The organism is Kitasatospora sp. NPDC004799 (genome assembly GCF_040609095.1).
GTDB lineage: Bacteria > Actinomycetota > Actinomycetes > Streptomycetales > Streptomycetaceae > Kitasatospora.
Map to the genome: position 1 here is coordinate 1 of NZ_JBEXJK010000221.1, position 13,792 is coordinate 13,792.

Annotated in this window: 10 protein-coding genes; 1 reads left to right on the top strand and 9 read right to left on the bottom strand. The window is 76.3% G+C overall.

Annotation, left to right across the window (positions count from 1 at the left end):
* Nucleotides 1-314 precede the first annotated feature (314 nt).
* From ABZW03_RS25085 to ABZW03_RS25120, 8 genes are all read right to left on the bottom strand, one after another.
* Nucleotides 315-1,229, bottom strand: a complete 915-nt coding sequence (locus tag ABZW03_RS25085) for a serine protease (RefSeq protein WP_355262405.1) — start codon at nucleotides 1,227-1,229, stop codon at nucleotides 315-317.
* Nucleotides 1,230-1,425: 196 nt separating this feature from the next.
* The gene (locus ABZW03_RS25090; protein ID WP_355262408.1) at nucleotides 1,426-3,075 is read right to left on the bottom strand and encodes an RNA polymerase sigma factor; all 1,650 of its coding nucleotides are present in this window, start codon (nucleotides 3,073-3,075) and stop codon (nucleotides 1,426-1,428) included.
* Between the two features lie 641 nt (nucleotides 3,076-3,716).
* Entirely contained in the window at nucleotides 3,717-4,649 is a 933-nt protein-coding gene (locus ABZW03_RS25095; protein ID WP_355262410.1) for a FadR/GntR family transcriptional regulator, read from the bottom strand.
* A 174-nt stretch (nucleotides 4,650-4,823) separates the two neighbouring features.
* Nucleotides 4,824-5,732, bottom strand: coding sequence for a hypothetical protein (locus ABZW03_RS25100; RefSeq protein WP_355262413.1), 909 nt, complete (start codon nucleotides 5,730-5,732; stop codon nucleotides 4,824-4,826).
* Between the two features lie 3 nt (nucleotides 5,733-5,735).
* A complete protein-coding gene (locus ABZW03_RS25105; RefSeq protein WP_355262416.1) occupies nucleotides 5,736-7,328 on the bottom strand; it encodes an ATP-binding cassette domain-containing protein in 1,593 nt (530 codons plus the stop codon).
* A 267-nt stretch (nucleotides 7,329-7,595) separates the two neighbouring features.
* Nucleotides 7,596-7,829 carry a hypothetical protein gene (locus ABZW03_RS25110; protein ID WP_355262419.1) on the bottom strand — a complete coding sequence of 78 codons (234 nt, stop codon included), beginning with the start codon at nucleotides 7,827-7,829 and terminating at the stop codon, nucleotides 7,596-7,598.
* Between the two features lie 478 nt (nucleotides 7,830-8,307).
* Complete coding sequence (locus ABZW03_RS25115; protein ID WP_355262422.1) at nucleotides 8,308-9,066, bottom strand: NUDIX domain-containing protein; 759 nt, start codon at nucleotides 9,064-9,066, stop codon at nucleotides 8,308-8,310.
* 178 nt (nucleotides 9,067-9,244) lie between these two features.
* Nucleotides 9,245-11,371, bottom strand: coding sequence for a glycogen debranching N-terminal domain-containing protein (locus ABZW03_RS25120; RefSeq protein ID WP_355262431.1), 2,127 nt, complete (start codon nucleotides 11,369-11,371; stop codon nucleotides 9,245-9,247).
* 758 nt (nucleotides 11,372-12,129) lie between these two features.
* On the opposite strand from ABZW03_RS25120, the gene ABZW03_RS25125 reads away from it, so the two are divergent.
* Nucleotides 12,130-13,443, top strand: coding sequence for an alpha/beta fold hydrolase (locus ABZW03_RS25125; protein WP_355262425.1), 1,314 nt, complete (start codon nucleotides 12,130-12,132; stop codon nucleotides 13,441-13,443).
* A gap of 34 nt (nucleotides 13,444-13,477) precedes the next feature.
* On the opposite strand, the gene ABZW03_RS25130 is transcribed toward ABZW03_RS25125, so the two are convergent.
* On the bottom strand, nucleotides 13,478-13,792 hold a 315-nt coding region (locus ABZW03_RS25130; protein ID WP_355262428.1), incomplete at its 5' end, for a hypothetical protein.

Consider the following 13,792-nt stretch of genomic DNA (forward strand, 5'->3'; position numbering starts at 1 on the left):
GCTCAACCTGCTGATGGAGCTGCGCGAACGGCTGGGCGTCGCCTTCCTGTTCGTCTCCCACGACCTCGCCGTCGTCCGGCCTTCTGCGACCGGTGAGCCGGGCGGCTGACCCCCTCGGGGGCCGGCCGCCCGGCTCTGCTGTACCCCGGGGCGCACTCCCCGGCCCCGCGCGGGCCCAGGCCGGGGCGGCCGACGGGCCGTCAGATCCCGCCCCCGGCCCGTGACCGGGCGCTCACCCACCGCGATGCCCGCGGCGCCGGGCACGCCCCCTCCACGGGCGTCCACGGCGCCGGGCGCACCGCCTCCCCGGGTGTTCACAGCACCGAGCGCACCGCGTCCGCGACCGAGGACACCCTGGTGTAGACGCCCGGGTGGGCCGCCTCGGCGCAGCCCGTCCCCCAGGAGACCAGTCCGACCAGTCGGCCGTCGACGATCATCGGACCGCCGCTGTCGCCCTGGCAGGCGTCCTTGCCGCCGCGCTCCTCGCCCGCGCAGACCATGCCCCGGGCGTCGAACTTCCCGTCCTGCCCGCCCGGATAGGCCTGCGCACAGGTGTGGTCCGGCACGATCGGCACGGACACCCCGCGCAGCGTGGGCGAGTAGTCGCCCCGCCCGGTGGTGTCGCCCCAGCCGTACACCTGCGTCGTGGTCCCGGCCGCGTACGGCGCGGTCTCGCCCTGGCCGACCAGCTCGACCACCGGCCGGGCGCCCTGGGACTCGGCGAGGGTGAGCACCGCGACGTCGTTCATGTTGGCGGTGAAGGAGTAGTCGGGGTGGACCCAGACCGAGCGCACCGCCACCTCCCGCCCGGCCGAGCCGCGCATGTCGTCCCGGCCGACGATCACCTTGAGGCCCGGCCGCTCCACCCGGCCCCGGCCCTCGTCGTAGAAGCAGTGCGCGGCCGTGACCACCTTGGTCGGGGTGACCAGCGCACCCCCGCAGAACTGGCCGGAACGGCCGCTGCCGAACTGCTGGCGGCTGGCGAGCGCCACGATCCACGGGTGGTCCGCGGTGCTCACCGCGGTGCCGCCGACCACCCGGCGCTGCGCCTCGGCCGGCGCCGCGGTGCCGAGCGCGACCAGCGGGACGGGCACGGCGGCGAGCAGCGCCAGCACGGCGGCCCTGCGGCGGCGGCCCGCCCGGACGTCGGCCGGATCGGCCGGGTCGGCGAGGTCCGCCGGGAACGGGGTGGTCGTCGGCAGGTCTGTGCGGTCCGGCTCGGTCGGCACCGTGACTCCAGGGGGCTCGGAAGCAGGCAACCGGCACAGCGTAGGTGACCGGCTACGCGCTGCGACCGGTTCCCGCCGCGCCGCCACCCGGACGAGGGACAACGGCCACCCGGACGCTGACACGCCCGGCCCCGGACAGCCACGAAGGCCCGGAGCCGTGGGGCTCCGGGCCTTCGCGCGGGACGACTGCCGTCGATCAGTCCAGGTAGTCGCGCAGCACCTGGGAGCGCGACGGGTGGCGCAGCTTCGACATGGTCTTCGACTCGATCTGGCGGATGCGCTCACGGGTGACCCCGTACACCTTGCCGATCTCGTCCAGCGTCTTCGGCTGGCCGTCGGTCAGGCCGAAGCGCATCGAGACCACGCCCGCCTCGCGCTCGGACAGGGTGTCCAGCACCGAGTGCAGCTGCTCCTGGAGCAGGGTGAAGGAGACCGCGTCGGCCGGGACGACCGCCTCGGAGTCCTCGATCAGGTCACCGAACTCGCTGTCGCCGTCCTCGCCGAGCGGGGTGTGCAGCGAGATCGGCTCGCGGCCGTACTTCTGGACCTCGATGACCTTCTCGGGGGTCATGTCGAGCTCCTTGGCCAGCTCCTCCGGGGTGGGCTCGCGGCCCAGGTCCTGGAGCATCTGGCGCTGGACGCGGGCCAGCTTGTTGATGACCTCGACCATGTGCACCGGGATGCGGATGGTGCGGGCCTGGTCGGCCATGGCGCGGGTGATCGCCTGGCGGATCCACCAGGTGGCGTAGGTCGAGAACTTGTAGCCCTTGGTGTAGTCGAACTTCTCGACCGCACGGATCAGACCGAGGTTGCCCTCCTGGATCAGGTCCAGGAAGAGCATGCCGCGACCGGTGTAGCGCTTGGCCAGCGAGACCACCAGGCGGAGGTTGGCCTCCAGCAGGTGGTTCTTGGCCCGGCGGCCGTCCTCGGCGATGATCTCCAGCTCGCGCTTGAGCTTCGGGGCGAGCTTGTCGGCGGCCGAGAGCTTGTCCTCGGCGAACAGGCCGGCCTCGATGCGCTTGGCGAGCTCGACCTCCTGCTCGGCGTTGAGCAGCGGGACCTTGCCGATCTGCTTCAGGTAGTCCTTGACCGGGTCGGCGGTGGCACCGGCGACGGCGACCTGCTGGGCCGGCGCGTCGTCCTCGTCGTCGTCGGAGAGGACGAAGCCCTCCGACTCCTCCTCCGGACCGGTGCCCTCGGGCTCGGCCTTGTCGCCGGGCAGCGCGACGTCCTCGAGCAGCTCCTCCTCGCCGAGCAGCTCCTCGTCGCCCTTGGCGGCCTTGCCGGCGGCGGTCTTCTTGGCGGCGGTCTTCTTGGCCGGCGCGGCGGTCTTCTTGGCGGCGGCCTTCTTGGCCGGGGCCGCCTTCTTCGCCGGAGCGGCCTTCACCTCGGTGACGACGGTCGTCGTCTCGACGGTGATGTCGGCGGAGACGGTGGGGGCCGGGGCCGCCGCGGCGGCGACGGCCGGAGCCGCGACGGGAGCGCCGGGGGCGATCCGCACGGGCGGCTTGGTCGGGGCCGACGGGGCGGCCGGGGTCCGGGTGGTGACAGCCTTGGTGGCGGTGCGCTTGGTGGGGCTCTTGGCAGCAACGCTCTTGCGCTTGGCGCCGGCCGGTTCGGCCGCGCTGACCATGAGGTCCACCCCCTCCTCAATCAGCACCTGGTTGAGGCTGCGCATGACGTTCTTCCACTTGGTGACCGGGATCTGGTCCGCCTCGAACGCCTGGCGCACGTCGTCACCGGCGATCTGCCCCTGGGCCTTGCCCCGCTCGATGAGCGCCAGCAGAGCTGCGGACTCCGCGATCTCGGGGGGAAGCGAACGGGATGTGCTGGCCGACACGAACAACCTCTCGGACGATGAGTGGACTCGAACCCGTACCGGCCGCCCGAGCGGGCGGGGAAGGAGATCGCGCGTCGGGCGCGCGGTGTCGATTCCGACCGACTCGGGCTTGAGGACTGGGTTTGCAGGACGGCAGCAGCGCCGCGGACCAACACAGCATTCTGACATGTTGGAGTATTCCGGAGCTGCTTCCGCTCAGGACACATCGCTGCTACTCGTCAAGTGTTACGCATGGCCTTCGTGTCGCGGGTCACACCACCTGGCGCCCGCGACCCGGGGCCGCTTCCATCATCGCGCGCCGGTGGGGCGAACCGTTGTCATGGACGGGTCCGGAAATGGGCCGGCCATTCGCCGACCCGCTTTCCGGGCGGGCTTTCCCGGGTTTCGGCTGCCGGGGCCGGCGGCCGCCGCCGTCCGCCTCCTCCACGGCCGGCCCTCTGCGCCACGGCCGATCGGGTCCTTCACCGCCGCCCGGGTCCGGCCGCCCTGCAGCTGCCCGGTGCGGCCGACCGGCAGGCGCCCGGGTGTGGCCGACCGGCGGGTGGCGGCGTGCGAAGGCCCTCCGGCTGCGCCGCGCGGTGCGGCCGGAGGGCCCTGGCGGAGCGGACCGCCGCCGTCCGGCGCCTCCGCTCGTGGAAACAGCCCGTTCAGTGCTCCCTGGGCGCGGGGACGGACGGCTCGATCTCGGGATGGACGGTGAGCAGGGCCCGCATCGCGGCCTCGCCCGCGGTGCCGTCGCCGGCGCCCAGCGCGTCCACCAGCCGGGCGTGCAGGCCGACCGAGGCCTCGGAGGGCCGCTCGCAGGAGATCGCCGGACCGCCCGAGACCTGCAGCGCGCAGGCGACGATCCCGGAGAGGTGCTCCAGCATCCGGTTGCCGCCCACCTGGAGGACCAGGCCGTGCAGCTCGGCATCGGCCCGGGTGTAGGTGGACAGGTCGGCCTGGGAGGCGGCGTGGCCCATGATCTCGACCAGCTCCACCAGCCGCTGCTGGACGTCCTCCCGGCCGTGGCCGGCGGCGAGCCGGGCGGCCAGCGGCTCGATCGCCCAGCGGAGCTCGAACAGCTCCCGGCGCTGCTCGTCCCGCTGCGGGCCGAAGGCGCGCCACTCGATGATGTCCGGGTCCAGCAGGTTCCAGTCGCCGACCGGGCGGACCCGGGTGCCGACGTTCGGCCGGGCGCTGACCAGGCCCTTGGCCTCCAGGACGCGCAGCGACTCGCGGACGACGGTCCGGGAGACCTCGAACCGCTGGCCGATCTCCTCGGGCACCAGCGGGCGGTCGGCGCCGAGATCGCCGGAGACGATCATCTGGCCGAGCTGCTGGACCAGCTGGCCGTGCAGGCCGCGGCCGCGGCTGCTGGTGGTCTTCCGGCCGACCCGGCCGATGTCGGACTCGGCGCCCTCCCAGCGGGGGGCCGGCGGGGTCGGCCGGTCGGCGTACGAGAAGCGGTCCAGGTCGCCGGGACCGTGGATGGGCCCATCGGCGGAACGGGCGGGGGTCATGGTGGGGTGCGCAAGGGTACTCACGCCTCCTTTGTCGGCGATCGGCAGGCGTGGCTTGAGAATTCTCGTGAAAAGCACACGAAAGGGTGATCGGCCGCGACTGGATAATTGACTTCTTATCAGGAAGAACCGCGCATTACGGTCACTGCTGGTCGATCTTGGAACTCCCGGGCAGGGCGGCATCGGGAGCCTGGCGGCGGCATTGGGCCACGGGCTGGTGGCGCCGGGCGGGCCCCGCCGGGCGGTACGGCGCTACAGGGCGCGGCGGCGGGCCTGGACCAGCAGCGCGGCGAGCAGCAGGAGCGCCGCGGGGGCCGAAACCGCGGCGAGCAGTGCCGGATCGCTCAGCGCCGCGCCACCGGCCGTCGCCTCCTGCGCGCCACCGCCGTACACCCAGCCGTAGGCCCACTCGATCCCGGACTGGAACGGCAGCAGCTCGGCCGCCCGGGCCGGCCACGGCCTGCCGGTGTGGCGCAGCAGCAGCGCGGCGCCGGACTCCAGCAGCGGCGGCAGCGCGCACAGCAGCAGCACCCCGGCCGCGGCGCTGCGGGTCAGCGAGGCGGTCAGCACGCCGGTCCAGCCCGCCACCACGGTGAGCAGGACGAAGGCCAGCAGCGCGGCGGGCATCCCGTGGCCGGCCACCAGCCCCAGCGGGGCGAGGACGCCCGGCAGGTCGGACAGCCCGGCGACCCCGGCGCCGGCCAGCGCCTCGGACACCCGGTCCGACAGCGCGGCCGGGTCCGCCCAGGCCGCCACGGTGACGCCGTCCGGCAGCGCGAGGTGCACGGCCACCGTGTCGAGCAGCAGGGTGGCCAGCGCCAGCAGCGCCGCCACCGGGCCGATCACCAGCAGCTTGGCCAGCAGCAGCCGCACCCGGCGCGGGTACGACACCTGCGAGGCCGGCAGCCCCGGGTGGCGCACCTCGTGCCCGTACGAGAGCGCGCCCAGCACCCCGGCACCGAGCGCCGCGAAGGGCAGCGGGACCAGCGGGACGGCGGCGGTCAGCAGCCGTGCCCCGGCCGGGGCGGCCAGCGGGCCGTCCGGGGCGTGGCTCGCCAGGACGGCGGCCACGGCGGCATCGCCGAGCAGCACGGCGGCGAGCAGCAGCCAGGTGGAACGCAGGCCGCGCAGGCGGCGCAGCTCGTAGGCCAGGACACGCACGGTTCACTCGCTCCGGTGGTCGTCGGGGGTGGCGGGGGCTGCGGGGATGGCGGGGGTGGACGCCTGGACGGGGGTTGGGGCCTGCGCGGCAGGGGCCTGCACGACCGGGGGTTTCGCGGCCGGGGGCTTCGCGGCGGACGCCCGGACGGCGGTCGCGCCCGAGGCGGGGCGGCGGAGCCGGACGGTGTCGTCGGTGCGCAGGTCGGCCGCGCTCATCCGGCGGCCCGGAGGCCGGACCCGGGCGGGCTCCAGGGGCGGGGCCGGGTCGTCGCGGAAGAGCCGGTCGACGGCGACGGTGGGGACGGGTTCGGCGGTGGCGGCGGTCCCGGTCTCCGTGGTCGGCTCGGGCCGGCGGCCGGCGGGCTCGGGGCGGCGGCCGGCCGAGCCGAGGACGGGGAGCGCGGCGGCGGGGAGGGCGGCGACGACGGGCAGGGCGCGGGTGGGCAGGGAGCCGTCCTCCCGGGGGCGGCGGGCAGCGCTGCGCTTCGGGACGGTGGTGGCCTCGGCGGTGGAGCCGGTCTCGGTGGCGGCGGCGGCCGGCTCTGCCGGGGTCGGGGGCGTCGCGGGCTCGGCGGGGGCCGTCACGGCTTCACCCGGGGCCGGCTCGGCGACCGGCTCGGGGCCCGGTTCCAGGGACGGCTCCGGGCCCGGGTCGGCCTCGGGTTCGGGCTGGAGGCGGAGGTTGCCGGAGCGGCCCGAGCCGACCGGCAGGACGACCCGCGGCGCTGGCTGCTCGACCACCCGGTCGGCCAGTTCGTGCAACAGGATCCCGTGGCGGTAGGCGAGTTCGCCGATCTCGGTGCGGTCGATGCCCGCCACCGCGAGACCCACGCTGCCGTCCCGCCGGACCTCCGCCCCCTGGCTGACCAGCAGATCCGCCAGCCGCGCCATCTGCGGCCCCCGGACGGCCACTTCAGGGCTGAGCCTGGTCCGCCGGAACTCCGCGACCGGCTGGTCGGCCACCAGTCGGCCGCGGTCCAGGGTGACCACCCGGTCCGCGAGCTGCGAGGCCTCCTGCGGGCTGCGGGTGGTCACCAGCACCGTTCCGCCGGCGGCGCCGAAGGAGCGCAGGAAGGAGTGGAACCACTCGACGTTGCGCGGCGACAGGCCGTCGGCGGGCCCGTCCAGCAGCAGCGCGCCGGGGTCGCCGAGCAGGGCGGCGGCCAGGGCCATCCGGCGGTGCATGCCGGGCGAGAAGGTGCGCAGCCGCTGCCCGGCGACGGCGGCCAGCCGGGTCTGCTCCAGCAGTTCGTCGGCCCGCCGGGCCGGGACGCCGACGGCCGCGGCGAGCATCCGCAGGTGGCTGCGCGCCTTGCGGCCCGGGTGTCCGACCGCCGCGGCCTCCCCGGTGCCGGGCAGCAGCACCCCGACCTCGCGCTCGGGGTGGCGCAGCCGGCGGTACGGGCGGCCGCCGAAGAGCGTGACGCCCTGGCCGCGTTCGAGTTCGAGCATCAGCCGCAGCGCGGTGGACTTGCCCGCCCCCTCGGCACCGAGCAGTGCGGTCACCGTGCCGGGCCGGGCGTCGAAGGTCAGGTCGAGCACCGCGGGCGGAGCGCCCCTGCGGTAGACCTTGGTCAGTCCGGTGATCTGGATCATCGCTGGCTGCTCCCATGCCCTCGGCCGACCTGCTGGACACGGAGCGCCCTGACGGGCGGGCATGCACCCGCGCGGCTCCGCGCCAGCACATTAGGGGGCGGCGACGGCTATTCCGGGCATTACGGGAACGGCACGGGCCCGCCGGATGCCCACCTCACCCGATCAGGGGACAATCCGATCCTGCGATTCACAGGCGGTCAGCCCGTTCCGGGGCTCCGGCCGACGCCGGCCGGGCGGAGCAGCTCGCCCGGCGCAGGGGTGCGGTTCTCACCGAGGGGGCCAGGGCGGAGGCGGGAGCTGCTCGCCGCCGCACTGCGCGTGGAACTCGTCGACCGCGGCCCGCCCCTCGACCGTGATCTCGCCCAGCCGCTCCCGCTCGGCGGCCAACCGTTCCTCCACCGCGGCGATCGCCTCGGGCGCCGCGTGCCCGGCCTGCAGTGCCGCCAGCTCCCTCTCCGTGGCGGTGGTGGTCTCGTCCAGGCTCCGGTAGTCCGCCGCCACCCCCGAGGCCGCAGCCAGGCTGGCCCATTCGGCTGCCCGGGCCGCCGCGGGCGGAGCTCCGGACGCCGGACGGAACGCGGACGGGTTCAGAACGGTGGCACCACCGTCCCTGCGTCCGCAGCCGGACCGGTCCGTCCGGACACCCAGGTCACCGCAGACGGGCGACTCCGGGCCCCGGGTCCAGGTGGGCCGGGCACTGGGCCGGCCGGGGCTCAGGACGCCGGACGGCATGAGCGAGTTCGGGACGAGGGCACCGCCAGCCCCAGGGCCGCAACCACACCGGCCCGTGCGGCCACCCTGGCCACGGCGGGGCGGCTCCGGCGCCAGGGGGCCAGGCGCGCAGTCCAGTGGGGGGCTCAGGACGCCGGCGCCGCTTTCCCCGGGGCCGCAACCAGGCCGGGCCACTCGGCTGCCCTGGTCACCGCAGACGGGCGACTCCGGGCCCCGGTCCGGGCGGCCGGGCGGGGTCGGCGGGGGCTCAGGACTCCGGGCGGAGCATGGGCGGGTTGAGGACGGTGGCGCCGCCGGCGGTGAACAGCTGGGCCGGGCGGCCGCCCTGACGGGTCGTCGTGCCACCCGAGGGCAGCAGGAAGCCGGGGGTGCCGGTGACCTTGCGGTGGAAGTTCCGCGGGTCCAGCACCACGCCCCAGACCGCCTCGTAGACCCGGCGCAGCTCGCCGACGGTGAACTCGGTCGGGCAGAAGGCGGTGGCGAGGGAGGAGTACTCGATCTTGGAGCGGGCGCGTTCCACGCCTTCGGCGAGGATCAGGCCGTGGTCGAACGCGAGCGGGACGCCGTCGGCCGGGTTCTCGCCGAGGAGTTCGCCGACCGGGGCCCAGCGGGCGCTGCTGGCGTCACCGCCGGCCCGGGGCGTCGGCAGGTCGGGGGCGAGCACCAGGTAGGCGACGCTGACCACGCGCATCCGGGGGTCGCGCTGCGGGTGGCCGTAGGTGGCGAGCTGCTCCAGGTGAGCACCGGCCGCGCCGGGGCCGACCGCCTCGTGGCCGGGGGCGGTGTGGGCGCGCAGGCCGGTTTCCTCGGCGAGCTCGCGGGAGGCGGCCTCGGCCAGGCCCTCGTCCGGGCGGACGAACCCGCCGGGCAGCGCCCAGTACCCCTGGAACGGCGGCTCGCCCCGTCTGACCAGCAGGGCGCAGAGCGAGTGGTCGCGCACCGTCAGCACCACCAGGTCAACCGTGACAGCGAACGGGGGGAAGGCCGACGGATCGTAACGCGACATGGTCACGATCATAGTCGTCTCTCTGACGATAAGCACAGGCCCGTGCGTGGACGTCCGGGGCCGACGCCCCCCGCACGGCCGGGAGTGGGCGGGCCCGGTGCCGGTGACTCGGCGTCACCGACACCGGCCACCGACACCCGTGACCGGGACGCCGGGGCATCGACGCACCGCGGCGGGCTCAGTGGGCGACGAGCTGCAGGTCCGTGGACGCCTCCTCCACCATCGCCACGCCGATCCGGCTCACCCGGACGGAGAAGGGCTCGCCCGCCACCCGCAGACCGGTCAGCTCCAGCTCGCCGAGCGGTGCGGTGCTGGCCGGGCGGACCAGCACCCGGCCGCCCGGGACGTCGGGCCGGACCCCGGCGAGGGCGAACACCGCGTGCACGGCACCGGCCGCGGAGACCGCCGCCGGGCGGCAGGCGGCGGGGTGCGGCACCGGCGGGCAGCCTGGGGTGCGCTGCTCCCCCGCGTACATCTCCGGCAGCCGCCCCTCGAAGTGGGCGCTCGCGGCGAGCAGGCCCTCCAACAGGGCGCCGGCCTCGTTCTCGTGACCGGCCTCGGCCAGCCCGGCCACCGCCAGCGCCGTCTCGTGCACCCGCACCGCACCGCCCCGGTGGCCCAGCGGGTTGAAGCGGGGGGACTTGGCGCTCAGGGTGCGCAGGCCCCAGCCGTTGTCCAGCTCGGGCGCGACGAGGCGCTGGGCGAGCAGCCGGGTCTGCTCGCGGTCCAGCAGGCTCTCGTGCCGGCCGCCGTCGACCGCGAGCCCGGTGTCCAGCAGGTGCACCAGGGAGGAGGCGACGGCGGGCAGCTGCTGGCCGCCCGGGGCCAGCCCGGCCGCGGGCCGGCCGCCGGACAGGTCGTCGACCCAGAACCGCTCGCGGAAGCGCCCGCGCAGCGCGGCGGCCCAGCCCCGCCAGTCCTCGGCGCCCGGCCGGCCGAAGGCCTCCAGCAGCTCGGCCCCGTGCAGGGCGGCGCGGTGGGCCTGCGCCTGGACCTCGGCGCGGGCGGCGACCGGATGGGCGGAGCGCTCTTCGGCCGGGCGGCTCAGGTCGGTGACGAAGCCGTCGACCAGGCCCTCGCGCAGGGCGGCCAGGGCCCGCTCGGCGGCCGGGAGCAGCTCGGCGACCTCCGCCGGGGGCAGGCCCCAGCGCCAGGCCTCGGCCAGCACGGTGACGAACAGCAGGGTGGCCTCGGTGGCGGTGCAGGTGGGCGGCAGCTCGGGGCCGCCGTGGCGCAGGGCGCCGGGCAGCAGGCCCTCGGTGCGGCCCGGGGCGGGGCCGAGCTGCTGACGGCGGGCCAGCGCCCGGAGGGTGCCGGCGGCCAGCCGGGTGCCGAGCGGCAGGGTCAGCCGGGCGGCCCAGAGCGCGTCGGCCGGGGCGAGGCCGAAGCGCCAGGGCGCCCCGGAGGCCGGGTAGAGGTCGGTCGGACGGTCTGGGTCGGCGAACAGCAGCCCCCCGAGGGCGTCCAGCGAGCGGGAGACCAGCGGGGCGGCCCGGGTGTCGTCGCTGCGGACCTCCGGCTCGGACCAGGGCAGCGGGACGCCGGTGCCGCGGCCGCCCGGCGGGCGCGGACCGCCGGCGGCGCTCTCCAGTTCGGTGTGCAGCTCGACCGACCAGCGGGCGCCGGGCTGGACCTCCAGGTCCCAGCGGAGCACGCCGGCGCCGGCCAGGACGGCGTGCGGGGAGGGTTGGGCGCTGACCACGGCACTGTGCACCGGCCCCGTCCAGCGCAGCCCGGCGGACTGCACCTGGCCGGGCAGGTCGGGCTGACGGTGCCCGGCGGCGATCTCGGCGACCGGGCCGAGGTCGGTGCCGAGGGCTATCTCCAGGGGCAGCCGGGCGGGCCGCGGACCGGTGTTGCGCACCACCACGGTCTCCACGCCGTCCGCGTGGCGCAGCCGCTCGACGGTGAGCGCCGGGTCCGGGTCGAGGTCGCCGGGGACGCGGACGGCACCCAGGAAGCGGGCCTGGGCGGTGCTGGTCAGGGTGCCCTGGAGCGGCAGCGGCTCCATTCCGCCCAGCCGCAGTTCCATCCGGGCGAGCACCCGGACGCCGTTGCGGTAGAAGCCGTGCAGACCGTGGCCGCGCAGCTGGCCGTCGGGACCGGAGGCGGCCATCGCCGGGGCGTTGACGCAGATCACCGCGTGGTGGACGGCGGGCGGCTGCGGGCGCGGCGGGGCCGTGGGCCGGCCCGGACCGACCGGTGCGCCCGCGGGCCCGGCCCCCGGGGCCTGGTCGGGGCGGCCCACCGGCCTGGGCGGCGCGCCGACCACGCTCTCGGCCGGCATGGCCTGTGGTGGCCTCATGGCGGTCACCGGACTCTCCTCCCCTCGGCGGTCCGGTGGCCGGGTCAGGCCGGTGGGCCGCGAGCATGCTCGATCGCGTGCTGATGGTGCCGGGCCGGCGGGGCTGTCCCACCGGCGGGTGTGCCGTGTCTGGCCGTACCCGGTGGCGGGTCGTGCCATGCGGTGCTCGGTACCGGGCCGGTACCGGCGCGCCGCGCCTTCGTTCCGGGCCCGTCGCCGTGCCCGTCGCGCCGTCAGGTCCGGCGCCCCGGCCTGCCGGCGACACCCTTCCCCCTAGGCCCGCGTCCGCCGGGCCGTCCGACCGCGTGGTGGCGACCGGTGGTGGTGCCGCACGCGGTCACCGACCGCTGCCGGTGCCCGGGCGGCCGGGCCGCACCGCCCGGCGATCGACCCGCCCGAACCGGGCGCAGGCCCCCGGGGTGAACGCCGCGCACCACCGCCAGGTCACGCCCCGCCGCTGCGCCGCTGGTCGGACGGCTCTGTTCGGCGGTCGTACCACGCCCGTCGGAACGTCACCGGGGCCTCGCCGCGGGCGCGTCACGGATGCGTGTCCGGAGTCGGCGGCCCGTCTTCCTGGCCGCCGTCGGAGCCGCTCGGGCCGGGCCTCGGCCGGGGTCGGCGCTCCGGTCGGACGGACGGGGCGGTCGAACCGGCGCTCGACCGCGGCCAGGATACGGTGCGGGGGTCGCGGCCCCCGCACCCGGTGACCCCGTGAACCGCGACGCCACCGCTGTGACCAGCAGAGACCGAGGAGTTGCATGTCCACCATCAGCCGGCTGCCCGGGATTGTCACGACCGACCACGTGTTCCAGCTGCCGCTCGACCACGCCGCTCCGCAGGGCGAGCAGATCGAGGTGTACGCCCGCGAGGTGGTGGCCGCAGGCCGCGAGCGGGACGACCTGCCCTGGCTGGTCTTCCTGCAGGGCGGGCCGGGCGGCAAGGCCGCCCGCCCGCTCGGCCGGGACGCCTGGCTGGAGCGCGCCCTGGACGACTACCGGGTGCTCCTGCTCGACCAGCGCGGCACCGGGCGGTCCACCCCCGCGACCCGGCAGACGCTCGCCCGACGCGGCGGCCCGCAGGAGCAGGCGGACTACCTGGCCCACTTCCGCGCGGACTCGATCGTCCGGGACGCCGAGCTGATCCGCGAGCGGCTGCTCGGCGCCGACCAGCGCTGGAGCGTGCTCGGCCAGAGCTTCGGCGGCTTCTGCACCCTCACCTACCTCTCCATCGCCCCCGAGGGCCTGACCGAGGCCTTCATCACCGGTGGCCTCGCCGGCCTCGGCAGCTCGGCCGACGACGTCTACCGCGCCGCTTACCCGCGAGTGGTCCGCAAGAACGAGGACCACTACGCCCGGTTCCCGCAGGACGTCCAGGCGGTGCGCCGGATCGCCGCCCACCTCGCCGACTCCCCCGCGACCCTGCCGGACGGCGGGCTGCTCACCGTCGAGGCGTTCCAGGTGCTCGGCCTGCTGCTCGGCGGCGGCAACGGCTCCGGCACGCTCCACTACCTGGTGGAGGAGGCCTGGGTGGAGGGCCCGGCCGGGCCCGAGCTCTCCGACACCTTCCTGGCCGGCGCCCAGGCGCAGCTCTCCTTCGCGGGCGGACCGCTGTACGCGGTGCTGCACGAGTCGATCTACGGCCAGCGGTCGGTGGACCAGGGCGGCACCGCCTGGGCGGCCGAGCGGGTCCGCAAGGAGTTCCCGCAGTTCGACGCCCGGGCCGCGCTGGAGTCCGACGCGCCGGTGCTGTTCACCGGGGAGATGATCTACCCCTGGATGTTCGACACCGACCCGGCGCTGCGCCCGCTGAAGGAGACCGCGGAGCTGCTCGCCGCCCGCACCGACTGGCCCGACCTGTACGACCGGGCGCGGCTGGCCGCCAACACCGTGCCGGTCGTGGCGGCGGTCTACCACGACGACATGTACGTGGACACCGCCGACTCGCTGGAGACCGCCCGCGCGGTGCGCGGACTGCGGACCTGGATCACCAACGAGTGGGAGCACGACGGCCTCCGGGTGAGCGGCGGCAAGGTGCTGGACCGCCTGATCAAGATGGCCCACGGCGAGGCGTAGCGGCCGGCGGGTCGGCCCGGCGGGGCGGAGCGGCTCAGTGCGCACGGTGGCCTCCTCTCCCCGCCCGCCGGACGCCCCGGCAGCGGTGGAGGCCGGTACGGGCCACAGAGGACGTGCACGCCGCGGCCCGGCCGAACCGCAGGCCCGGGACGGACCGCCCGCCGGTCGCCCGGGCGTGCCCGGGCGTCGTGGCCCGTCCGGGCGCCGGCAGCAGGGCGACCGCCCCGGCACCGCCTCCGTGCGGCTCCGGGCCTCCGCCGCCGACCACGCCGACCACGCCGACCACGCCCCCGTCGAACGGCGGCCAGTACTGGGTGGACACCCTCGCCAACGCCCCGGTGTACGGCTC

Bases quoted from the DNA above. Each gene is read 5' to 3' on its own strand.
- ABZW03_RS25105 (WP_355262416.1), bottom strand. From the start codon at position 7,328: ATGATCCAGATCACCGGACTGACCAAGGTCTACCGCAGGGGCGCTCCG.
- ABZW03_RS25115 (WP_355262422.1), bottom strand. From the start codon at position 9,066: ATGTCGCGTTACGATCCGTCGGCCTTCCCCCCGTTCGCTGTCACGGTT.
- ABZW03_RS25120 (WP_355262431.1), bottom strand. From the start codon at position 11,371: ATGAGGCCACCACAGGCCATGCCGGCCGAGAGCGTGGTCGGCGCGCCG.
- ABZW03_RS25125 (WP_355262425.1), top strand. From the start codon at position 12,130: ATGTCCACCATCAGCCGGCTGCCCGGGATTGTCACGACCGACCACGTG.